28 protein-coding genes are annotated in these 22079 nt (G+C 36.1%); 6 read left to right on the top strand and 22 right to left on the bottom strand.

Features of this window, described 5'->3' with window-relative positions; translation table 11 throughout:
• Positions 1 to 29: 29 nt before the first annotated feature.
• On the top strand, positions 30 to 554 hold the full coding sequence (locus CMCT_RS01185) for a BON domain-containing protein (RefSeq protein WP_051654884.1): 525 nt from the start codon (positions 30 to 32) through the stop codon (positions 552 to 554).
• Here the strand turns inward: CMCT_RS01185 and CMCT_RS01190 are convergent.
• Genes CMCT_RS01190 through CMCT_RS01235 form a run of 10 tightly spaced genes read right to left on the bottom strand, consistent with a single transcriptional unit; the run spans position 525 to position 7911 of the window.
• A complete protein-coding gene (locus tag CMCT_RS01190) occupies positions 525 to 929 on the bottom strand; it encodes a C-GCAxxG-C-C family protein (protein WP_051654885.1) in 405 nt (134 codons plus the stop codon). The two genes, CMCT_RS01185 and CMCT_RS01190, sit on opposite strands and share 30 nt — an antisense overlap.
• The gene (gene arsS, locus CMCT_RS01195) at positions 926 to 1813 is read right to left on the bottom strand and encodes an arsenosugar biosynthesis radical SAM (seleno)protein ArsS (protein ID WP_176324975.1); all 888 of its coding nucleotides are present in this window, start codon (positions 1811 to 1813) and stop codon (positions 926 to 928) included. Before arsS ends, CMCT_RS01190 begins: the two co-directional genes overlap by 4 nt.
• The gene (locus CMCT_RS01200) at positions 1813 to 2772 is read right to left on the bottom strand and encodes a heterodisulfide reductase-related iron-sulfur binding cluster (RefSeq protein ID WP_051654889.1); all 960 of its coding nucleotides are present in this window, start codon (positions 2770 to 2772) and stop codon (positions 1813 to 1815) included. The genes arsS and CMCT_RS01200 overlap by 1 nt, the downstream gene beginning before the upstream one ends.
• Positions 2753 to 3409, bottom strand: a complete 657-nt coding sequence (locus CMCT_RS01205; protein WP_034969049.1) for a TIGR04283 family arsenosugar biosynthesis glycosyltransferase — start codon at positions 3407 to 3409, stop codon at positions 2753 to 2755. Before CMCT_RS01205 ends, CMCT_RS01200 begins: the two co-directional genes overlap by 20 nt.
• On the bottom strand, positions 3378 to 4043 hold the full coding sequence (locus CMCT_RS01210) for a TVP38/TMEM64 family protein (protein ID WP_051654890.1): 666 nt from the start codon (positions 4041 to 4043) through the stop codon (positions 3378 to 3380). Before CMCT_RS01210 ends, CMCT_RS01205 begins: the two co-directional genes overlap by 32 nt.
• Complete coding sequence (locus tag CMCT_RS01215; protein WP_034969051.1) at positions 4006 to 4704, bottom strand: TVP38/TMEM64 family protein; 699 nt, start codon at positions 4702 to 4704, stop codon at positions 4006 to 4008. The genes CMCT_RS01210 and CMCT_RS01215 overlap by 38 nt, the downstream gene beginning before the upstream one ends.
• The gene (locus tag CMCT_RS01220; RefSeq protein WP_034969053.1) at positions 4701 to 6194 is read right to left on the bottom strand and encodes a TIGR04282 family arsenosugar biosynthesis glycosyltransferase; all 1494 of its coding nucleotides are present in this window, start codon (positions 6192 to 6194) and stop codon (positions 4701 to 4703) included. The genes CMCT_RS01215 and CMCT_RS01220 overlap by 4 nt, the downstream gene beginning before the upstream one ends.
• Complete coding sequence (locus CMCT_RS01225) at positions 6191 to 6547, bottom strand: hypothetical protein (protein ID WP_034969056.1); 357 nt, start codon at positions 6545 to 6547, stop codon at positions 6191 to 6193. The genes CMCT_RS01220 and CMCT_RS01225 overlap by 4 nt, the downstream gene beginning before the upstream one ends.
• The gene (locus CMCT_RS01230; protein WP_034969057.1) at positions 6544 to 7194 is read right to left on the bottom strand and encodes a YdjY domain-containing protein; all 651 of its coding nucleotides are present in this window, start codon (positions 7192 to 7194) and stop codon (positions 6544 to 6546) included. The genes CMCT_RS01225 and CMCT_RS01230 overlap by 4 nt, the downstream gene beginning before the upstream one ends.
• 9 nt (positions 7195 to 7203) lie before the next feature.
• Positions 7204 to 7911, bottom strand: a complete 708-nt coding sequence (locus CMCT_RS01235) for a rhodanese-like domain-containing protein (protein WP_034969060.1) — start codon at positions 7909 to 7911, stop codon at positions 7204 to 7206.
• Between the two features lie 180 nt (positions 7912 to 8091).
• Here CMCT_RS01235 and CMCT_RS01240 point away from each other — a divergent pair, with 180 nt between their 5' ends.
• Complete coding sequence (locus CMCT_RS01240) at positions 8092 to 9462, top strand: sodium:solute symporter family transporter (RefSeq protein WP_034969062.1); 1371 nt, start codon at positions 8092 to 8094, stop codon at positions 9460 to 9462.
• Positions 9443 to 10333 carry a hypothetical protein gene (locus CMCT_RS01245; protein WP_051654891.1) on the top strand — a complete coding sequence of 297 codons (891 nt, stop codon included), beginning with the start codon at positions 9443 to 9445 and terminating at the stop codon, positions 10331 to 10333. Before CMCT_RS01240 ends, CMCT_RS01245 begins: the two co-directional genes overlap by 20 nt.
• A gap of 48 nt (positions 10334 to 10381) precedes the next feature.
• Here the strand turns inward: CMCT_RS01245 and CMCT_RS01250 are convergent, their stop codons facing one another.
• The 7 genes from CMCT_RS01250 to CMCT_RS01280 all read right to left on the bottom strand — a co-directional run bounded on the left by CMCT_RS01250 (position 10382) and on the right by CMCT_RS01280 (position 15738).
• Positions 10382 to 10933: an RICIN domain-containing protein gene (locus CMCT_RS01250; RefSeq protein ID WP_034969064.1), complete on the bottom strand. Its 552-nt coding sequence runs from the start codon at positions 10931 to 10933 to the stop codon at positions 10382 to 10384.
• Positions 10933 to 11736: a cytolethal distending toxin subunit B family protein gene (locus CMCT_RS01255; protein WP_034969066.1), complete on the bottom strand. Its 804-nt coding sequence runs from the start codon at positions 11734 to 11736 to the stop codon at positions 10933 to 10935. Before CMCT_RS01255 ends, CMCT_RS01250 begins: the two co-directional genes overlap by 1 nt.
• Positions 11737 to 11744: 8 nt before the next feature.
• On the bottom strand, positions 11745 to 12524 hold the full coding sequence (locus CMCT_RS01260; protein ID WP_244948655.1) for an RICIN domain-containing protein: 780 nt from the start codon (positions 12522 to 12524) through the stop codon (positions 11745 to 11747).
• A 247-nt stretch (positions 12525 to 12771) separates the two neighbouring features.
• Positions 12772 to 14103 carry a sensor histidine kinase gene (locus CMCT_RS01265; RefSeq protein WP_034969068.1) on the bottom strand — a complete coding sequence of 444 codons (1332 nt, stop codon included), beginning with the start codon at positions 14101 to 14103 and terminating at the stop codon, positions 12772 to 12774.
• On the bottom strand, positions 14087 to 14746 hold the full coding sequence (locus CMCT_RS01270) for a response regulator transcription factor (RefSeq protein ID WP_034969070.1): 660 nt from the start codon (positions 14744 to 14746) through the stop codon (positions 14087 to 14089). The genes CMCT_RS01265 and CMCT_RS01270 overlap by 17 nt, the downstream gene beginning before the upstream one ends.
• 39 nt (positions 14747 to 14785) lie before the next feature.
• Complete coding sequence (locus CMCT_RS01275; protein ID WP_051654892.1) at positions 14786 to 15262, bottom strand: hypothetical protein; 477 nt, start codon at positions 15260 to 15262, stop codon at positions 14786 to 14788.
• A complete protein-coding gene (locus tag CMCT_RS01280; RefSeq protein ID WP_034969072.1) occupies positions 15259 to 15738 on the bottom strand; it encodes a PepSY domain-containing protein in 480 nt (159 codons plus the stop codon). Before CMCT_RS01280 ends, CMCT_RS01275 begins: the two co-directional genes overlap by 4 nt.
• Positions 15739 to 15878: 140 nt before the next feature.
• Between CMCT_RS01280 and CMCT_RS01285 the strand changes: the two genes are divergently transcribed.
• A complete protein-coding gene (locus CMCT_RS01285) occupies positions 15879 to 16895 on the top strand; it encodes a glycosyltransferase family 4 protein (protein ID WP_176324977.1) in 1017 nt (338 codons plus the stop codon).
• Positions 16892 to 17815 (top strand): lipopolysaccharide heptosyltransferase II, encoded by a 924-nt coding sequence (gene waaF, locus CMCT_RS01290; protein WP_034969074.1) that lies wholly within the window; start codon positions 16892 to 16894, stop codon positions 17813 to 17815. The genes CMCT_RS01285 and waaF overlap by 4 nt, the downstream gene beginning before the upstream one ends.
• Here waaF and modB read toward each other — a convergent pair.
• From modB to CMCT_RS01315, 5 genes are read right to left on the bottom strand one after another with little or no spacing between them, the layout of a single operon-like run.
• Positions 17812 to 18471 (bottom strand): molybdate ABC transporter permease subunit, encoded by a 660-nt coding sequence (modB, locus tag CMCT_RS01295; protein ID WP_034969077.1) that lies wholly within the window; start codon positions 18469 to 18471, stop codon positions 17812 to 17814. The genes waaF and modB overlap by 4 nt on opposite strands.
• Positions 18468 to 19337 (bottom strand): ABC transporter ATP-binding protein, encoded by an 870-nt coding sequence (locus CMCT_RS01300; RefSeq protein WP_034969078.1) that lies wholly within the window; start codon positions 19335 to 19337, stop codon positions 18468 to 18470. The genes modB and CMCT_RS01300 overlap by 4 nt, the downstream gene beginning before the upstream one ends.
• A complete protein-coding gene (locus CMCT_RS01305; protein ID WP_034969081.1) occupies positions 19324 to 19719 on the bottom strand; it encodes a TOBE domain-containing protein in 396 nt (131 codons plus the stop codon). The genes CMCT_RS01300 and CMCT_RS01305 overlap by 14 nt, the downstream gene beginning before the upstream one ends.
• Complete coding sequence (modA, locus tag CMCT_RS01310; protein WP_034969082.1) at positions 19719 to 20459, bottom strand: molybdate ABC transporter substrate-binding protein; 741 nt, start codon at positions 20457 to 20459, stop codon at positions 19719 to 19721. The genes CMCT_RS01305 and modA overlap by 1 nt, the downstream gene beginning before the upstream one ends.
• A gap of 1 nt (position 20460) precedes the next feature.
• Positions 20461 to 21246 (bottom strand): TOBE domain-containing protein, encoded by a 786-nt coding sequence (locus CMCT_RS01315; protein WP_034969085.1) that lies wholly within the window; start codon positions 21244 to 21246, stop codon positions 20461 to 20463.
• A 145-nt stretch (positions 21247 to 21391) separates the two neighbouring features.
• On the opposite strand from CMCT_RS01315, the gene CMCT_RS01320 reads away from it, so the two are divergent.
• The gene (locus CMCT_RS01320; protein WP_034969086.1) at positions 21392 to 22078 is read left to right on the top strand and encodes an MlaA family lipoprotein; all 687 of its coding nucleotides are present in this window, start codon (positions 21392 to 21394) and stop codon (positions 22076 to 22078) included.
• Position 22079 lies beyond the last annotated feature (1 nt).

Here is a 22079-nt window from a genome sequence, read left to right on the forward strand (position 1 = left end):
TTTTTTTAGTTTTTACCGGTTGTTCAAGCATGTTTTTCTCTCCGGCAACTAGCGTTTTAAACGTCTATGACGTCTATTCGGTGTCTAAAGATGAGCGAGATATGGGCTCTATTACAAAAGATAAGTATCTGCAAACAAAAATAAGAAGCAAAATTTTATTTACAAAAGGGCTTAGCAGTTTTGATATAGAGGTTGAGGTTTTTTACGGCGATGTCTTTTTACTTGGGCTTGTGGATACAAAGGAGCTTGAAGAGATGCTTGTAAAACTTGCTGTGGATACTGATGGTGTAAGAAGCGTAAATACGTATATCAAAATAAAACAAGCCAGTTATCCTTGCTCAAGCCTTGCGATACTTACAAATTTAAAGCAAAATTTATTTACCGATAGCGTGGTCGATGGCACAAATGTTCGTGTGGCAGTGGTTGGTTGCGATGTTGTTTTTAGCGGTGTTGTAAATTCTATCGAGCAGGAAAAACACGCTATTTGGTACGCAACGCACATTGAGGGAGTGAAAAGCGTACAGTCATTTTTGCGTGTGACTAGCAGGAAGTAGTCTTTCTAAAATTTCTATACAATTTGCCGTTAAATCCACACAAGTCGTGCCAAAAAGGTCATTGTCTTGTATCTTTTTTAAGCCATCTTTGCTTCTATAATCAGCACCTAAAATTTCGCTACATATCGTGCTTTTATATAGTTTTTCATACTCATTTTTAAACTCACTAGCCTTGCTTTGTAAAACATCTTTATCGGTAAAATAAACCCCAAGCACACCAAGACTAGCAGCGTAACTACCGCAAAGTCCAGCTTGAGTAAAACCTCCGCCAAATAAACTAGCCATAGCCACAAAATCTTTGTTTTTAAAAAAGTGATCAAATATGATTTGTGCACAATTTAAGCTCTTAAATTTCTCTTTTACAATCTCTTTCATTCTCTTACTCCAAAACAGCCGTAGCCATCGCCACTGACGCAGGCTAGGCAGTGCCTATCGACTTTGATTTTATGGGTTAAATCAGATAAATTTAGCACATTTTGTATTGTTAAAAGGCTAGAGTTCATCTGCAAAGCCGCGTTAAAATCGCAGTCATAAATTTGCCCATCGTAAGCTACGTTTATTAGTGTTTTACACATTACATTTTGCAAATTTTCTACTTTGTAGTTTTGCTCTAAAAGGCTTATGTATTCCTCATATTCGTCAAATTTTTTAAGCATTTTTGCAAAATTTCCTATCGGGACATTTGCCATACAAAATAATCTATCAAAACTTACGCCATATTTTACCAACTCCTGCTTATATTTTAGCTCAAGTTCTGCTTGGTTTGGTGGCAGATACGCTCCGTTTGGGTTATAAATCAGGTTTATTTTTTTAATACCAGCTTGATTTAGCAGTTTAAGGGCTAAAATTTGCTTATCAAAACTACCTTTACCACGCATAGCGTCGTTAAAATCTCTCTCATAAAACGGCACTGATGCCATTATGGTAATGTCAAAATTTTTATAAATTTCTATGAATTTTTGATAATTTGGTTCTAAAAGTATAGTCAGGTTTGTTCTTATTAAAATTTCGTCTGCAAAGGCTCTAAAAGAGCTAAAGATATACTCTAAATTTTCATTAAGCTCAGGTGCGCCACCAGTTACATCAAGCGTCTTAAAGCCAAATTTTTTAAACACCGCCAAAGCCGTATCTATAGTATCCCTACTCATCATCTCATCACGTTTTGGGTTCGCGCCAACGTGACAGTGATAGCAGGACATATTGCACCTTTTTGTGATGTTTAGTTGCATTGTTTTTGCTAGGTCAAACTCTATATCCACTATCTTTGCCTTTTATAAAATTTCATCTTTAAGACGTTGGTTAGAAAATTTGGGCTGGGACTTTCACAAACGCCTAAAAATTCGCTTGTAAAATGGCGAATATTTTTTATGCCATTTTTGTTAAATGTCCCACCACAAGTAGCACAGTATACGTATAAATTTGGCTTGTTTTTTGCTTTTATTTGTGACGGATACGCTTTTTTCATATCATCATCTCCGCCACTTGCCCCACAACAATTTACATCTAAAAAGCTCTCCTTGTAGTTTGGCACATTATCCTTAAAATCGTTAAAAATTTCTCTTATATTTCGCTCGTTGCAAGGGAAAAAAGTATGTGCTTCATCCTTTATCTTGCCTAGCAAATTTAGCTCTTTTAGTTTTACATAAATGCTTACAACCTCGACATCAAGGCGTGGCTTTAGAAAGTGATAGCAGTTTGGACAGGCTGTTATGAGGCGTTTAACACCTTTGCTTTTTAGCAAATTTTTTGTATGCTCTAGGCTTTTTTCTATGCTAACTCCACTCATAAATAGCGGCTTACCACAACAATCTATGCTAAAATCGGTCGTTTTATCGCATAGATTTTCACAAATATGCTTTGTCGTTTTTGGATAAAAACCAGGAAAATTGCAACCAAAATATATAAGATCGTCGCATTTTTTATCCGAGTTGTTTGCAAAAATGTAGTTTTGTTTTTGAAATTTCACAAGATAGCCATTTGGATTTTGCTTGTATCTGTGATCATATACTATATCAGCACCGCTGATATCTTTTGGGCATACGTTGTAGCACTGCTCACAGGCATTGCAACCATCTGCTAGTTTTGGTGTAGTGGCAAAGTCTTTTAGGTTAATTTGATGTTTTGTTAAAAAATCGCAGTGTTTTGTGCAAGAAGCACACTCTATGCACGTATCAGGCGAGTTTTTGGCTATTTTAAGTTTAAATTTTTTGATACTCATCTTCTATCTTTTTAATGTCATAATTTTTACGAAACTTAAATTGTAAAATTTGCATTTTAAGTAGCGTTTTTAGCGGATTTTTAAATTTTCTTGCACTTGTTGTTATGGTTTTATCTAGTAGATGAAATTTCACGCCCTGCTTTTTTATCCTCATGCTAAACTCATAGTCCTCCATTATCGCTATTTGTTTAAAACCACCAAGTTTGTTAAAAAGCTCTTTTGTGATAAAAATTCCTTGATCGCCAAAGGCAATATTACGCCATTTTACTCTTAAATTTGAGCCAAGTGCTATGAGTTTTAGGATAAAATTTTGGCTATCAAATTTAAGTCTAAAACAGCCAATTTTTGCCGTTTTAATCGCATTTTGTATATCATAAACAAAATTGGGCGAAATTTTACTATCAGCGTGTAAAAACCATAAAATTTCAAACTTAGCCTTACTAGCACCTAAATTTAACTGTGCACCACGCCCTTTTGCTGAGCGTATGACTTTGAAATTTGTATCTAGCGTGGGTGTATCGCTAGAGTCTATAAATATCACTTCAAACTCGCCTTTTAAGTCGTTTAACTGGCTGTTTAGAGCCTTAAGCAGCTCGTAGCTTTCATTATATATCGGAACTATTATCGATACTGCCATTTTTTACTCTTTTTATGCGTTTAGCACCAAAGCTAGAAAGCAAAATAAGTAGGATAGTTAAAATACAAGCTAGAACAAACTCAGATGATTTTATATCTAAAATTTTATCGCCTAAATTTACCATTACGAAGGTTGCAGGGATAATGCCAAGTAGTGTTGCCAGGCTATACTCTTTTATGCTAACCTGCATAAATCCACAAGCGTAGTTTAGGGCATTATAAGGCACAAGTGGCATAAGTCTTAGGATTAAAATAAGGCTAAGGCTATCTATTTGGTCGTTTGAAATTTTATATTTTTTTACAAAATTTCTAATAGCCTTAAAATTAAAAAATCTAGCTATATAAAACATCAAAACCGAGTTTATCATAGCACCGATTATGGTATAAATACTGCCTTCTAAAAGCCCAAACATCGCGCCCGCAACGACTGCTAAAATAGGAACCGGAAAGAAAAATATAGGCATAAGCGAAAAACAAATTATATAAACAATAGGCGAAAACGTGTCATAGTGGTTAATAAACGCCTTTAACTCATCTACGCCTACATATTTTACTAGCAAGAACGCAATAACGCAAAATGCGAATGCGGCGGCTATCTTAAGCAGGTTGATTAGCTTGTTTTGCTCTTTTTTCACTCATTATCTTTTTAGCTACATATATGACTATCGATAGTGCAAACATCATTGTTAAGCCAATAAATAAAACCTTACCGCCACCCATTAAACTAGCACCAAAATACGAATATACAATGGTTGCTGGGAGTTGACCAATGCCAGTTGCCCAAAAAAAGCTCCAAAAGCCCATAGAGGTAAGTCCGGCTGCGTAGCTTACAAGGTCAAAGCTTACAAACGGCAGTAGCCTACATACGATGATAGTGTGTTTGCCGTATTTTGTAAAAAACTCATCAGTTGCTTCAAGTGCCTTTTTCCCAGTTAGCTTCTCAGCCACATCGCGACCCAAAATTCTAGCAATGTAAAAACAAAGAGCCGCCCCAACCATAGCCGAACTCCACGAAAGTATCGCACCTAAAACCCAGCCAAAAATCATCGCATTTGATAGGGTTATTAAAAACGCTGGAACTGGTGCCATAATACTTTGAAGTACCATTAAAAAGAAGCTAACACAAGCCGCTGTTGTTTTATCAAAGCTTTGAAGATAGTGAAATACCTCGTTTAGATCAAATTTGCTAAGCATTACGACAGAATCGGTAATTTGTCTATTAACAGATGGGATAAAAAAATAGCATAAAGCCACAACTAAAACAGCTATCAAAAGTAGTATTTGAGACCTTTTCACTTAAACTCCTTAAAAAATTCATCAAGTTTTGATAAGAACTTATCACTAAGATATTTGTTGATTTTTTTGTATGTATATTGATTTTTTATCGCTCTTTTGCCTTGATACTCGACATACGCCATAGTACACCAGCTAACTCCCCTAAGGCAAGTCATAGCAAGGTAGGTTTGAAATTTAGCCATATCTACTTTGGTTTTAAAATGGCTCTCATAAAGCCCTATAAACTCTCTCATATCGCTATCGTTTAAGATTGTATTAGTCTTCCAAAATGTCGTAGTTGGTGCTAAAAAATGGGCTATATCCTGCTCTTTTTCGCCAATTATAGGCTTTTCCCAGTCTATGATAAATGAGCTTTTGCTTGATATGATAAAATTACCAGAGTTTAGCTCTGTGTTTATAATACAAGGCTCGTTTATATCGCGGTTTAGATTAAATTTGCTTACTGCGTTTAAAAACCCTTTTATATGTTTGCTCATGTTTTTATTTGCAAATTTTGATTCTAGGTAGACATTTGCCATTTTAAGGCACTCTTTATACATTTCTAATAGCGGTTTTTTAGCTATAAAAAGCGTGTGCTTGGCTGGAATTTTAGTTGTATGAATCTTTGCTAAAAGATAACTAGCTATCTTAAAATCGCTTTGATAACGCAAAGGTCTGCCGTCTAAAAATTCCATACTCATCGCGCCTTTTGGTAAAAATATGCTAGGCATAAAGTACTTAATAGGTTTTGGTGTAACGCCTGAGGTGGATAAAATTTTAAGTGCGTCAAATTCGTATTTAATTTGATTTTTAAAGCCCATTTGCGATTTTGTGTTTATACGAAAAACTTGCGTTTTGTCATCTTTTTTAAATTTATAGTTTATGTTGTATTCGCCGTTTGCTAGAGGCGTTAGCTTTTTTACGTCTAAAATTTGGGCAAAAATATCCTCTTTTGTATCAATGTCACGAAGTTTTGGCATCTTTTTATAGCTTAGTTTTAGCTCATCAAATTTATCACACATAGCCTTAAATACGTTCTTTCTAATGCTATAATCAACGCTAAAAATTTCATCTTTTATCTGTTTTAACCCCAAAGCACAATATCCGCCGTCAATGGTTGGAGTGATTGAGATATCGTGTGTATCAAGACTTTTAAAGCTTTTTTCTATGTGACTTGAGCTTAAATCTATGATGTCGCTTCCAATTAGTAAAATTTTGTCATACCCATAGGTTTTTACCTGCTTAAATGCGTTTAACATACGCTCATTTAAGCCATTTCCGTTTTGTGGATAAAATTTATAATCACCAAGTAGCTCTTTTAAAATTTGTGCATTAGGTGTATAAAATACGAAAATATCGGCGTTTGAAAGTTTTTTAAGCTCATTGTTTATTAGTTTTATTATCTGTTTATGAAGCTTTACTGCTTGTAGTGGGGATAGAAAATCAAGCAGTCTTGTCTTTGTAAAATTTGGCAGTGGCTCTTTTGTAAAAAATATCAGTGCGTTTTTCATATAAATAAAATCAAGATGTTTATTGACGTTAGAAGCGTTAAAAATATAACTTTTATCTGCTCTAGTGTTAAAATCTCTAAATAGCTCTCTTTTAGTAGATAGTAGATTAAATCCTGTTTGCCAAGCCACGAGATGATTAAAAAGAGTAAAATTTCACCAAATATAAATGGCAAAATTTTAATACGTGTTTGAAAAAATGAGTATAGTAGGCCAAAAATGACAAAGCCTACTATGATATACCTGGTGTGAACTCTCATCTCAAGCCACACCCACAGCGATACTAAAAGCGTCGCACAAAGCCCAAAAAGCAAAGCACAAAACGCGTAATATCCTGCTTTTAAAGCGATTTTCAATTTGCAACCTTAAATGTGATACGAACAAGCGTCCCATCAGGTGGCAATATCTCTTTTACGCCGTTAAATACGACTTCGCCACGCTTTTCAACGGCTCCATTTGTGTATGTGTGGTTTGAGATAAGACCGACTGGGCAGCTATCAAGACAAGCAATACAACCTGTATTAAAGCTCTTTGCAGTTGCTTCGTTTCCGCCAAATCTCATATCGATTGGTTTGCCGTTGCTATCTTTTATGACCTCATTTATGTCGTATGATTTTGTCGCACCATCCCAAGTTACGCTGATGTTTATTTTATCGCCTTCTACTTGCGTCTGCGCACCATTTTTTAGTGTCATATTATTGCCTGGTTTTGCGCCAATTTTTATCATCGCTGCATAAAAGTCGTTTTGGTTAGCAAGTGCGATAAATACTGGCTTATCTCCAAAATTTCCACCTTTAAATACAATCGCGTGGCGTGTATTTTCACTAAAATACTTGCCATTTACCTTAGCTAGTATCGTGATGGTTTTTGAGTTTTCATCTACTACCATAGGATTTTGCTCACTTAGTTTGCCAGATAGATCGGCCTTTTGTGCTTGATCGTCTGAGCAACCAGTTGCTAATAGCCCAAGTGTGGCTACTAAAAGAAGTATTTTTTTAAGCATAATTTTTCCTTATTTTACCAACTCGTAGTTGTGCTCTTTTGTGCCATCAAGCAGGTTGTATGCCTTAAAGCCCTCTTTTTGTAAAATTTCAGATAGCTTAGCACTTCTGTTTCCACTATAGCAGTGAGATATCAAAATTTTATCTTTGTTTGCGTTTAAAATTTCTTTGTAGTTTTCTATCGGTTCGCCGTCAGGTATGTTTATAGCGCCTTTCATATGAGCATTTTCATAGTCCTCTTTTTTTCTAACGTCGATGATTAAGACATCTGGATTTGATGAAATTTTATTAAACTGAGCAGCATTTATACTAGCAAATTTGTATAGGTCGTAGTTATACTCTTTTACGCCTTGAGCTAGATTAACCTTTTTAAAACCTTTGCTATCAAGTATCTTTTTTGCTTTTGCGCTGTTGCTATTTTCGCCACTTTGGTTGCAATAGACTATGATATCTTTATCTTGATAGCCATTTAACTCATCAAGCCTACTCTCAAGCTCGCCAACAGGGATGTTAATAGCGTGTTTTAGGTGTCCCTCGCTATACTCATTTTGGCTTCTTACGTCAATGACTAGGTAGTTTTCCTTTGCTTTATTATCAGCCTCTATCTTTGCTAGATCTGCTCCGCTTATCTTTTCTTGGCTAACAGCCTGGCTTTGGCTACAACCAGCAAATAAAGCTAGTAATGCAAAAGGCACAACTATGCTCTTAAAGAATTTCATCTTTGCTCCTTAATTTAAAGTATTTTGACATTAATAGAATTTGTGTTTTGACATAAAATTTGTCTAGTATTTAGCACCTGCTAACTAAGAGCGTGATTTTATATTATTTATGTTTAAAGAATATTTAAATATAATCGCACCTTTGGTTTCAGGTTGAAACATTAATTTTCAAGGCATTTTATGACACTTTTTAGTTTGGCATTTTGGGGTTTTTTGGTTGTTTATGGGGTTGTTTTGTGGCTTATGAGTCCTAAAACTCACGACGAAGGCAGTTTTTTTAGGGGCAGTGACGCAAGTGGCAAAAGCGTAAATGTTTGGCTTTTAACGACTAGTATTTTTATTAGCTGGATATTTGCAAAATCCATAACAAATGCCGCAAATTTAGGTGCAAAGTATGGCATAGTTGGTGGTATAGCTTATGCGAGTTACTGGCTTTGCATACCTGTTGCTGGGCTTGTTCTTTATAGACTAAGGACTAAATTTAACGCAACTAGCTTGGTTGGATTTTTAAACTCAAACTACGGCAAAATGGCGTCTTTGTGTTTTAGTATAGCCATTTTAATCCGCCTTTTTAATGAGGTTTGGTCAAATACCTCTGTTGTTGGAGGATATTACGGCGAGAGCGGAAGCGCAAATTTCATAACCGCAGCACTACTTTTTACATTTGCAACACTGCTTTATTCGCTAAAAGGCGGACTTAGGGGCAGTATCATAACTGACGTTATTCAGGCGTTTATATTTGTTATTGGTGTTGGTTTTGTGCTTATGATTGTTTTGCCAAAATATGAGTTTGCTAAGATAGTTGGTAGTGGCAACTGGAGCTTTGCTGGTGGAGTAGATCTGCTTTTGGTTGCACTTTTACAAATTTTAAGCTATCCATTTCATGATCCAGTGCTTACAGATAGGGGATTTTTGTGTTCACCAAAAAGAATGCTAGTGAGCTTTGTTATAGCTGGTGTTACTGGATTTTTGGCTATTGTGATTTTTAGTTTTATCGGGGTTTATGCAAATTTAGAGGGCATTAGTAGCTCAAATATCCCAGCTAGTGTCGCGACAACTTTTGGTTTTACGGCGCTGTTTTTGATGAATATAGTTATGATCTGTGCTGCTGGTTCTACGCTAGATAGTGCGTTTGCTAGTCTTGCAAAGCTTGTAGCCTATGACTGGCTTAGAATTTTTACGCCACAAGCTATATCAAAAGCAGTTACAATCGGTATGATCTCAATGGTTGTAATGGCTGTTGTGGGTAACTTTCCTATGTTTGCAGGGACTGATATTTTAAAGGCAACGACGATAAGTGGAACAATGGTTATCGGACTTGCACCGATTTTTTTGCTTCACGGAGTTGTGAAGGTAAATAAAATTAGCTTTTATTTAAGCTTCTTTTTTGGATTATTTTGTGGATTTATAGAGGCATTTAAGGTGCTTCCTAAATTTTTATATATCGGCGATGGTGCGTATGCTGGGCTGCTTGGAGTGAATGTTTATGGGCTTATTGGGTGCTTTGTGCTTTACATTTTAGGGGCAAAACTTGCTAACTTGCATAAGTGACTATGGTGTGAAATTTAGCCACTTTGCTGAGCTTGAGTGTGATGAGCTTTGGATAGCTGGTGGTGCTTATGGCAATATTTTTGCGATAAAAAAACTAAATGAGATGGCTAATGAAGCAAAGGTCGTTTATAACGGAGATCTGCACTGGTTTGACGCGAATTTAAACGCTTTTAATGAGGTCGAAGCTCTTGCAAACTCAGCCATAAAACTAAATGGCAATGTCGAAATGGAGCTAAAAAGAGCAGAAAATTTTGGCTGTGGTTGTAATTACCCTGAGTATGAAGATGAGATTGTAGCTAAAAATGCTGAGCTTATACACGCTAGGCTTAAGGGCATAGAGGCTGATTTTTGCGTGTTTGATGATAGGGCTACGACGCTTTTTGCTAGTGTTGGTGGTTTAAGGGTTGCCATAACGCACGGCGATGAGAGAAGCCTAAATGGCTGGGGTTTTGATCATCAAATTTTTAAAAATATATCAAGGCAAGATGAGATAAAAAGGTGGTTTGAGGTGTCAAAATTTGACATTTTAGCAACGAGCCATACTTGCAAGGCGTTGGTTTTTGGCTTTGGTGATAAGGCGTTGTTAAATAACGGCTCACTTGGTATGCCAAATTTTAGTGAGTTTATCGCTGGACTTGCTACTAGAATTTCAACAAAACCGCACGAGAAGGCACTTTACCGCAAGAGAGTGAAAGGTATGTTTGTTGAGCTTGTTATGATTAGATATGATAGATCTGGATTTTTAAAATATTTTGAGAATATTTGGAGTGATGAATCCCCAGCTAGTATAAGCTACAAAGCTAGAATTTTAGGATATGGCTGTCCGCTTAGCTACAAGGATATAAATTTTGGCGGATTTGATGAGGTTTAGGGTTTCATATCTTATTATCATAAAGATAACAAGATATGAAATGAAAGGCTACTTAATAACCATAGCACCGCCAACTGGTGGCGTGAGTGTAAAAAGTCTAGCTGGCTCTATTGTAAAGTCATGATCTAGTAGGCATTCAACCAGTCCAACTCTATCTAGCACAAATACCTGCGGATTTGTAAAGATGCCAAGGCATTCATTTGTACCCAGCAAGAGTGATCGTATTTGAACGGCTGACGTGGTTGTGGGGATTATCTGAAATATTGTTTCAAACTCACTAGAATCATAATCTTTCTTACAATCTTTTAATACTAAAAAACCACTAGGGGCTACTGAAAGACACATTTGCGGATTTATCACGACCTTAAACTGAACGTATCCAAATGGAAAGGCGTCGGCAAATTTATCGATTTTTTTGATTTTTTCATCTATACCCAAATCATTTAAATACCAATTTTGGTAGTTAAAAATTTTACTCTCTCTTTTTGTATTGATTGGAAAACCGGTTTTGGCATTTCTTATTTGAAATGTATCGGTTATATTTTCAGCGGCATTTATAAATGTTATAAAAAATGCAAGTATAAAGACTAATATTTTCACTAATTACCTCCAAGTTTTCTAAAATTTACTGGAAAGTGGTCCGAAACCAAATGTGTTCTTAAATTTGCAAGCATTAGCACAGCAGTTAGTGCTGTTGTGATGATTCTGCCGCTTGAATTGCCAACAATAGCGTAATCAAGTGTCCCACCACTTCTTTGAGTTGGTGCATTTGGGTTTAAAATCCAAGTTCTTGTCCTAACTTCAAGCCCTAAACTAGCCAATAAGCTATCAGGCGATCTATTAAAATCCCCCAAGATCGTCCAAGTAATCTCAGGGCGATTTCTAAAATGATCAAACACAGAGTTTACGATGGCTGGCACATCAGTTCCTCCATTTGCTAATGCGTGAATATTAAAAAAGACATCATTATCAATCCTAATGCCAATAATGGGTCTTGAGGCAACCGATGGCGGTGGTAAAATGATAATCTCATCAGCTATCATACGCGAAACGATAGCCAAATTTACCCTATTTGCACCGGTATCTATGTTTGCATAGTAAATATTTACCTCATCCGGTCTTGAAAAGCTACCAAGTTGCCATAGATATTCACTTACAACTACATTGCCTTGACTTTGGCTTCTGCCAGTAGCTCTTGCTGTATGAGGCAAAACACCGGCTTCTTGCACGGCTAAAATATCAGCTGGATTATCTCCACTAACAATTTGGCGAACGCTTACGTTCCATTTGTTCTCAGTTGTAGCCGAACTGCCTTGTAAATTCCACGTAGCTAGCTTATAATCATCTGGTTTTGCAAAGCATATAGCAGTTAAAAGAGATATTGTAAATATAATCTTACTCATAAATCCTCCTAATAAAGCAATCTTGAATCAATCGGTGGAGCGACTAAATACCACTGCTCATCAATGGTATCGGTGCATTTACCAAAATTGATAGGTCCAAATAGATCAAATCCGCTAAAATCATCAATTGGTGTTTGCACGCACATATTTGCCTTTGGATTGTAAATCTGCACTGCTCCATTTGTCATCGGTCTTAGTTTAAACCTTTGTGCTGGATTTGTTACATCACAAGTTGCATCGATTAAGCCGTTGTTGTAAGTATTTATACAAGTTGTGCGAGTTCTGCCATTTATTATCATAACTTCGTTGTTTGGCAAAATTATAAGTCTCCAAACTCTATATCCACCCAAATCATCGCTATTATAGAGTGCATAACCCCAAAGCCAGTTGCCAGGAGTTGATGACCAAACTGAGATTGTAATGCCATTTGGTGCCATAATCGTTAAATAGTCGCTTACGTTATCTAGGTTTGGAAAATTTGCGTTTGCTGCATCACTATTGCTGGCCGATAAAAGCGGTCTATCTTTTGTGAGTGAATTTTGGATGGGTTTTTCAAACTCAGGCAATTTTCTAGGTAGTTTTAGCGGTTGCGGGTTATCAAATGAATCTGATAGTGGAGTCGGAGTTTTGCCTAGTTTTAGCGGATCTGGATCATTTGGATCACCAAATGCCGTACCTAGTGGATTTGTTGGCATTATTTGCTCTGTTGTCTGTATATTTTTTGAGCTACAACCATAAAAAAGCATAATGCCAATGAATATGGTTGATTTAAAGATGTTCTTTATCATAATCTTTCCTTTACTGTTTGGTTTTTGCCTAAAGCAAAGCATATTTTTAATTCTATGATTTTTGATACGATATTAACAATATTGTATTTATAAAAATATCAATTTTGTAAATTTAAAAATATTTTTTAGAATTTTTTTAAAAATAAATTCTGAAATGACAAAATCATTTTATATATTAGAAAAACTAGGCATGTTGGCAATCAAATTAAGCTTCTAGAGGCGATAATGTTGATTTGGCGTGGGGTGCTTAAATGCAAAACTCCACCCAAAATTCACTGCCAGCACTAGGCTTGCTTTTTACGCCGATTTTTGCGTTGTGAAGATTAGCGATATTTTTAGCAATAGCAAGTCCAAGACCGCTACCTGCGTTTAAATTTTTATTTCTTGAACTCTCGGCTTGGTAAAATTTGTGCCAAATTAGCTCGGTATCTTTTTGTAAAATTCCAGCCCCGTCATCTTTGACACTTAGCAAAGCCCGTGTTTTAGAAGCGCTTAGATTTAGCTCAATCTTGTTCGTACTAAATTTTAGCCCATTACTTAAAAAGTTATCAACCAGCCTAATTATCATCAGCTCATCGCCTAAAATTTCTACATTATCAGCGATATTGTGGCTAAATTTTATCCCTTTAATACCAGCTAGTTTTTCATAATCCGTGGCAATGTTTTTTAAAACTAAGCTAAGATTTATGCGTTTTAGGGGCAAATTTCTGCCTGATTCTAGCCGTGAAATCTCTAAAATTTGATCTATTAATGAGGCTATTTTTTTAGATTGCCTTATGATGATGTCTAGCGACTCCTTTGCTTCATCTAAATTTTGTGAATATTTTTTTGCGTAGTCGCTCTCGGCGATGATAACAGATAGCGGTGTTCGTAGCTCGTGGGAGATGTTAGATGTGAGCTGTTTTTCGCTTTTGTAGGCACTTTCAAGAGAGTCTAACATTAGGTTAAAAACACTTGCTAGTGTGTGTAGCTCATCTTTACCCTCTGGCAGTTTTATACGCTTTGAAAAGTCCTTGTTATGTCCGATATCAAGGGCGGTTTTTGACATTATAGATACTGGCTTCATTGCATTTTTTATGGTTTTATAGCCACCATAAAGCACAAATATAAACAAAACTGGCACAAAAATGCCAAGTGCTAGTAAAAACAGCCCGTCTTTTTTAAAAAAATTATCTATATTTATAACGCCTCTAATCCAAATACCGCTATCATTCGTAGCGATATCATAGTAGTAAAAGCGGTTTTTATCGTTCTCATAAAGTCTAATTTCTGCGCTATCTTTTTTAAGTGAGGCATCAAAATTTTTAGGCACCAAACCACCAACCACACTACCATTTGCGCCGTATTTTATAAAAAATATCCCGTCATCATAAGGCTTGAATTCTCTCATATCATTAGCGATTTTTGTGACTGATTTTGCTAGTTTTTTCTGACCGGTGCTTTTAAAAATTTCATCTGCTATGAGTGCTGAGATGATGATAAGTGCCGTTACTAAAACGATAATGAAAAATGAATACCAAAGCGTTACACGTGCAGTAATTGGGATATTTTTAACCGCTTGTTTAATCCTTAATAACATAGCCAAGTCCTCTTTTGGTTTGGATTATTTCGTTTTTGCCAAGCTTTTTTCTTATGTTTTTTACAAGCACGTCAATGATATTTGAACTACCCGTGTAGTCAAAATCCCAAACGTGCTCTTTAATCTTCTCTCTACTTAAAATTCTGCCCTTATTTAGCGTCAAAAACTCTAAAATTTCATACTCTTTGGCGGTTAGTTCTATCTCTTGCTCATCTAGCTTTACGGATTTTTTTAAAAGGTTGATTTTTAGCCTATCTACTGAAATTTCATTATCGGCGTTGCCACTATTTCGCCTTATTAACACTCTTATTCTTGCTAAAAGCTCTTTAAAATCAAATGGCTTTACTAAATAATCATCAGCCCCAGCGTCAAGTCCGCCCACAATATCGTCTATCTCATCCTTTGCTGTTAGTATTAGCACGGCAGTATCAAGCTTTTTAGTTCGTATTTTTTTTAAAAATGTAAGCCCGTCCATTACTGGCATCATAACATCAAGCACGATAAGGTCGTAGCGTGCTACGGCGATAAAGCCCATAGCCTCATCGCCGTTAAATGCACTATCTACGCTATATCCGCTCTTTTTAAGGTGTTTTACGATGACGTTATTTAGGTCTATCTCGTCTTCTACGACTAAAATTTTCATCTTTGCCTTTCTAAAATTTGCGTGTTATTTTATCAAATTTTAGCTTTTTACCTTAATGTTTAAAATTTCTGCGTCAATGGCTTTGATTTTAAAATGGTATAAAAAGTTATTAAATCTAGCCTCTACCTCATAAAAATACGCATCATCTGTCAAATCATCTTTTTTTGCTAGATAAATTTGAGCAAAGTAAATGTTGATAACTTCGGTTTTTAGGCGTTTTGCAATGACGTCTTTAACCAAGTCATGCGAGATTATCTCTATGCCATTAATCTTAACTTGCTCCTCGTTTATCTTCGAGAGCCTTGCTTTTTGCGTATCATCTTTTAGCTCGTTTGCTAAATTTGATAGCCAAACTCCGGTTTTGCCGGTGTAAATTAGCAACTCAGCCACGCCGTTTAGTGAAATTTCAAGTACCTTTTTGTGTAAATTTTGCATTTTTGGGTATTTTTTGCATAAATTTTCACAATTTTGCTCTGTTTTATTTTGTGTTTGATTTGTATCTAAAATTTCGCTCATCTTTTATCCTTTATTATCTCGCCTGTTTGTGCGTTTATAATCACCTTTCTTTCGTTTTTATCACGTTTTAACTCTATTTTGTAAATCCAAGTGCCGTTTTTATTATCAAGATCTGCCTCATCAAGACTCCAGCCAGCTTCAAGCGCTAGTGCTTTGCTAACCGCCTCATCAATGCTAAGTGAGAATTTTGAAAAATCTATCGCCTCGCTTGGCAGGAGCTTTTTATTTTTGCTCTTTTGCTCTACGATTTGAGAATTTGTCGCATCAATTTTTATCTGTTGCTTTATGTCATCTTTAAAAGACTCAACCTTATAAAATGTCGTGCCGTTTTTTACATCTATTGAGATGTCTTTGACGTTTGAACCAGGTAGGTTTTTCTGCGCTATTTTTAAGGCTTCATCGTATGTGATAGCCGCCTGTAAGCCTGTCGTGCCTAAAACTGCTGCTAAAACAGCAAAACTTAGTAGTTTGTTCATTTTTAATCCTTTGTTTTAAGTTAGATGAGCGAATTATAAAACCACAAAATGAAGCTAGAATGAATAAATTTGGATTTATTTTATTTTTCTGTAATTTTGGCTAAAATTGCCCCTAAAAATAGGTCTTTAACAATAAAAATATGAAAAAAATCACCTTTTTGCGTGCTAATCCAAAAGCCCTTGGTGGGGCTGAAATTTATCTATCAAGGCTAGTTAATGCACTTAAAAACGATGGTATTGAGTGTGAGATAAAAAGCCTAAAAATGCCAAAATTTCTAAGCTCTTGGATAAAAGCACTCATCTTTAATGCCTACGCAAAAATCACTAAAAAAGATAGCTTTTACTTCTCGCTTGAACGTATAAGTAGTGCTGATATTTATAGAGCCGGAGATGGGGTGCATAGGGTTTATATGAGCGAGAAAAAGAGCCGTCTAAACCCGCTAAATACGGTCTATTGCTACCTTGAAAAGCGATGCTTTAAAAACGCAAAAATGATAATTGCAAACTCAAATTTCGTAAAAAATCAAATCATAAACACATATGGAATTCCAGAGCAAAAAATAAAAGTCATCTATAACGGCGTAAAAATCCCAGATAATTTTGATAAAAATGAGAGCAAAAAGGCGGTTTGTGATGAAAATTTACCGCTTATTTTGTTTGTTGGTAGCGGGTTTGAGCGAAAGGGTGTGAGTGAGTTTTTAGAGCTAATTTCACTTATTAAAGCCCCATTTAACGCCATAATAATCGGCAAAGACAAAAATGCAAAAAGCTACGAAGCAAAGGCAAACAATCTTGGCATAAACACCAAAGTGCAGTTTTTGGGTGCAAAAAACAACGTTAGTGATTATTACAAGGCGGCTGATATTTTTATCCTGCCAACTCGCTACGAGCCGTTTTCAAATGTCGTTTTAGAGGCACTTAGTTTTAAAAACGTGGTATTTACGACCGCACAAAATGGTGCAAGTGAAATTCTAGATAGCGAGTTTGTGATGAAAAATCCAAGTGATAAAAGCATTTTAAACACGCTTGAAATTTTACTTACAAACCCTGAAATTTTAAGAGCTAAGCAAGAAAAATCCTATCAAATCGCAACTAATTTTAGCATAGAAAAAAATGCAAAAGAGAGCTTAGAGCTTATTAAAAGCGTGTTAAGATGAGAATTTTTATAGAGCTGCCCACTTGGCTTGGAGATTGCGTTATGGCGACCCCAGCGATTGAGAGTATTACAAAAAAACATAAAAACGCTAAGTTTGTTTTTTTTGGCTCGTTTGTAAGCACACAGCTTCTTAAAACGCATAAAAACTGCGAATTTGTTGTCGTTGATGAGAGTAAAAAGGCAAAAAATCGCTTGTTTTATCTATATAAAATGGTAAAAAATTTAGGAAAGTTTGACCTTGCCATTAGCTTTCGTAGCTCGCTAATAAGCTCGTTTTTACTAAAAATGCTAAGCAAAAATAGCTTTAAATTTAAAAAGATGCAAGAGCAAAAACATCAGGTGTTAAAATATCTTGATTTTATAAAATCGGCTTTAAAAATTGATGAGACGTGTGATAATTTAAAGCTAAATTTCACACCAAAACCGCTAAAAAACGCTATCGGGTTAAATCCTGGTGCAACTTACGGGTCTGCAAAAAGGTGGTATCCAGAGTATTTTGCTAATGTTGCAATGTCGCTTGGTGAGCGTGAAATTTTCATCTTTGGCGGTCAAAATGAGAGTGAAATTTGTGCTAAAATCGCAGAAATTTTAAGCCAAAATGGGGTTAAATTTACAAATCTTTGCGGACAAACCGGCATTAAAGAGCTTTGTGAATATATCGGCGGTCTTGGACTTTTTATCACAAATGATAGCGGTCCTATGCACATAGCAGCCGCCTTTAAAGTGCCTACAATCGCACTTTTTGGCCCGACAAAATGGGCTGAAACCAGCCCTTGGGGCAACCCAAACGCTAGGATTTTACGCCTAAATTTAGCCTGTATGCCCTGTATGAAGCGTGTTTGCCCCCTAAAAACGCACGAGTGTATGAAAAATCTAACGCCAAAAATGGTGCTTGATGAGATAAAAAAGTGCGGATTTTAAAACTTTTTATTATTAAACAAATATAGTAAAAACAACACGCTAAAGCTAAAAAGTAGCATAATTCCTGCATAAATTTGAGCTTTTTCATAATCAAGCATCTCAACTGCTTCAAAAATGGCAATACTGGCCACTCTCGTTTCATCGCCAACGCTTCCGCCAATCATCAAAACAACACCAAACTCGCCCATGGTGTGAGCAAAACTAACAACAATGGCGGTTAATAAACTTGGCTTTATATTTGGCAGGGCTACAAAAAATAGCGTTGAAATTTTACTTTTTCCTAGCGAGTAGCTAGCCTCAAAAAGGCTAGGACGAAGGCTTTCAAAACCGGATTTTAACGGAGCAAACATAAATGGCAATGAATAAATGCAACTTGCAATGACAAGTCCAGTGAAGTTAAAAACCAAACGAATATCAAAGGTATTTTCTATAAATTTGCCAAGTGCTGAATATGGCGATAAAAACAGTAACAAGTAAAAGCCCAAAACGCTTGGTGGCAACACAAGTGGTAGCGAGATGAGTGCCTCAAAAATCGGCTTTAAACGAAAATTTGTCCTAGCCATAAAATAAGCAAGTGGAAGGGTGAGAAAAAACAGCACAATTGTTGTAATCAGCGACAGTTTTAGCGATAGATAAAATGGAGTAAAATCTATCATATCTCTTGCCCTATTTTTGCTAAAGATACGCCAAATGCTTTAACGCTAAGTACTACCTCATCGCCATTTTTTAAAGCACCAGCCTCGGCGTTGCTAAGTACGACCTTGCAAAGCTGATTTTGCACAAGCACCAAAGCAACAAACGCGACATCGCTTTTGTAAATCTCTAAAATTTTGGCATTAAATGCGAGTTTTTTTGAACCAGAAGTTTTTAAAAATAGTTCCCTTGGAGTGCAAGTTTTGCAAATTTTGCCATCTTCAAGCACAAAAACTTTCGAGCAAAGTCTGTAAATTTCACTCACGTCGTGGCTTATTAAAATAATAGTAATACCAAAAATTTTGTGTATGGTTTGCAAATACTCTTGCAATTTTTCACGCATAACACTATCAAGTGCGGACAAAGGCTCATCAAGCAGTAAAATTTCGGGCGAACGCATAAGTGCACGAGCTAGTGTAAGGCGTTGCTTTTGTCCGCCTGAAAGTGTGGCGATGTTGGCATTTTTTAATGAGACTAAATCCATAAGCTCTAAAAGCTCATCAGCCTTTAGTTTATCGCGTTTGGCAAACATCAAATTTTGCATTACACTCATATTTTCAAAGAGTGCATAATCTTGAAACAAAAAGCCTATATTTCGCTTTTGTGGGGCTAAATTTGTATCGTTGTCAAAAAACGTTTTGCCAAAAACGCTTATGCTTCCACTTTGTGGTTGCTCAAAACCAGCAAGTAGTCTTAAAAGCGTAGTTTTGCCACTCCCGCTACTGCCATAAATGCAAACAAACTCGCCCCTTTGTATCTGCATATTAGCTTCAAGTAAAAACTCGCCATTACCGCCATTTAAGGGCTTTTTTACATCAATGCTTATCATCAAAACTACTTATGAAAATAGACGTTGATTTGATGTAGGCAAAAATTTCCTCGCCCTCTTTAAGCAAAAGCGTGGCACAAGAATCAGATGATATAATGCTCTCAAACTCATAACCAAACGAGCCAAGATGGATACAAGCGATTATCTCTCCACGCTCTATGCGTTTTATGGTGCATAAAATTTCATTTTTTACCGAGCATTCCTTAAGCCTAGAGCGTGATAAAAACACATCAGAGCTTTTAAACCCAAGTTTTACACTACTTAAAGGTTTAAGCTCTAAATTTTCAAGACTTAGCATACTAAATTTGCCAATATCTGAGCTAAAAATGACATAGCTCATCTCATCTTTGCTAACGATACGCTCGACTTTTGCTTCTATCATTATTTAACGTTGTAGCCGTATTTTTTAAAGATCGTTTTTGCGTCATTAGATAGGATAAACTTATAAAATTCCACCGCTTCTTTGTTATCTCTTGAGCGAGCTAAAAGCACTATGCCTTGATCTATTGGCGAGTAGAGTTTTGTGTCGACAAATGCGTAATTCACACCCTCTTTATACTTTGACATCTTCTCATCATAAAGCGAACTAGCCGCGATAAATCCGACATCTGAAGCGCTTAAAGCCTGTGAGAGAGTTTCTGAAATTTTTTGAGCATAAACGATATTTTTTTCAACTTTATCAAAAATTTTAGCATTTTTTAGCGCCTGGATACTAGCTTTGCCGTATGGGGCGGTATTTGGATTTGCAATGCTTATGGCCTTTAAGCCCTCTACCACGTTTATGCCTTTGCTAAAATCGACATTGCGTATGCTAAACATCGCAAGCATACCCTGAGCATAAACTATCGGTTTATCTACGGCTAAATTTGCGTCATAAAGTTTTTGTGCAAAATCCATATCAGCAGACATAAAAATATCAGCAGGTGCCCCATTTTGTATCTGTGTGACAAGTCCGCCACTAGCACCAAGCGATAGCGAAACCTTGGTGTCAGGATTTTTTGCATTAAATGCTTTTATAAGTTCAGGAAAAGCGTAGGTTGTATTTGCAGCCGCAAAAACCTTTATCTCTCCGCCAAAAACACCAATCACACTCACACAAAGTGCTAATAAAATTTTTTTCATCTCATACTCCTATTATGATATTATTTGGTTCTACAATCGCTTTTAATCTATCGCCCACGCCAATTTTCAGGCTCATAACACTCTCTTTGCTTATAACAGAACTTATAGTCTGTCCAGCACCAAGCGACAGCACTACTTCAGCACTAACGGCTCCGATTTTTACAGATATCGCTTCGCCTATGAGTTGATTTTGTGTGCTAAGAGTAAATTTGTCATCATTAGACGCTAACATAACAGCAGGTGCTTTAAATATAAATACAGCCCTCATTCCCTCTTTTAAATCAAGCTCTTTTTGGCTATGTAGTGTAATGGTGGCGTTTAGTAGCTCTCCACTTTGCAGTTTGCCAGTAATTTGGGAATTTACAGCACCCTCTTTTATCTTTACTATCTCGCAATTTAGCTGATTTCTAGCGCTAAGGCTTGGTTTTAGGCGACTTAAATTTATGACGTCCGCTTCAACCAAATCAACTTCTTTGCAAATTTTTGCCAAGAAATCCCTTTGTGCACCAAGCAAAGTGTCATAAATTTGCACCATTTTTTTGCCATATTCGCTTAGCCCAGATCCGCTATTTTTCTTATTTCCGTCCGTTCTTATGATGAGCGGTTTATCGCTTTTGTTGTTTATAATATCTAGGCTATCCCAAGCGTTTTTATAAGATATGCCAAGCATTTGAGCTGCTTTTGTTATCGACTTTGTTTCATCTACTGCCTTTAGTAAGCTTATGTGTTTGCTAAGTATCTCAAGCCCACTTGGAAAAAGTAGCTCCAAATTTACATCTGCTTTCAACAATGCCCCTTTTTATTGATATTATATAAATAAATAATTTTGTAAGTATAAATAAAAATATATATAATTTAGCTTAAAATTTTAATCGAATTAAAAGTTTTTTATCTGTAAAATCAACGACTAAATTTATAAATTTAAGGCATTTATGAGATATTTTTTAGCGATTATTTTTAGTCTAACTATCGTATTTGCACAAACAGATGAGTTTGAAGATGAGTTTGATAAGAAGGAAATTTTTGACCCACTAAGTGGTTACAACCGCGTAATGACAAGTATAAATGACACGATCTACACATACATTTTTGACCCTGTTTTAGATGGATATAGGTGGCTTGTGCCACAAGAGGGCAGGGAGGCGATAGCAAATATATTTGATAATGCCCTTTATCCATTAAGGCTTATAAATAATCTTTTGCAGTTTAAATTTCAAAACGCGGGTGAAGAGACGCTAAGGTTTGTGGCAAATACTATAGTTGGGTTTGCTGGTGTTAGTGATGTTGCTACAAAATACTATAAAATTCCACGCCACGATGAGGATTTTGGTCAAACGCTTGGATATTGGGGCGTGGGCAGCGGATTTCACATAGTTTGGCCTATATTTGGCCCGTCAAATTTAAGGGATACTTTTGGTATGGTTGGTGACTATTTTAGCAAACCTACAAGCTACATAGAGCCAGAAACGCTAGAACTTGCCGTAAAAACATTTGATGAAACAAACTCAAAGTCCCTAAGCTCAATGTCATACAAGCAACTAAAAAAGGACGCTATCGACTTATATCCGTTTTTACGCGACACGTACGAGCAAAGACGAAACCACCTAATAAAGGAATAAA

Origin of the sequence: Campylobacter mucosalis, from assembly GCF_013372205.1 — a bacterium.
Lineage (GTDB): Bacteria > Campylobacterota > Campylobacteria > Campylobacterales > Campylobacteraceae > Campylobacter_A > Campylobacter_A mucosalis.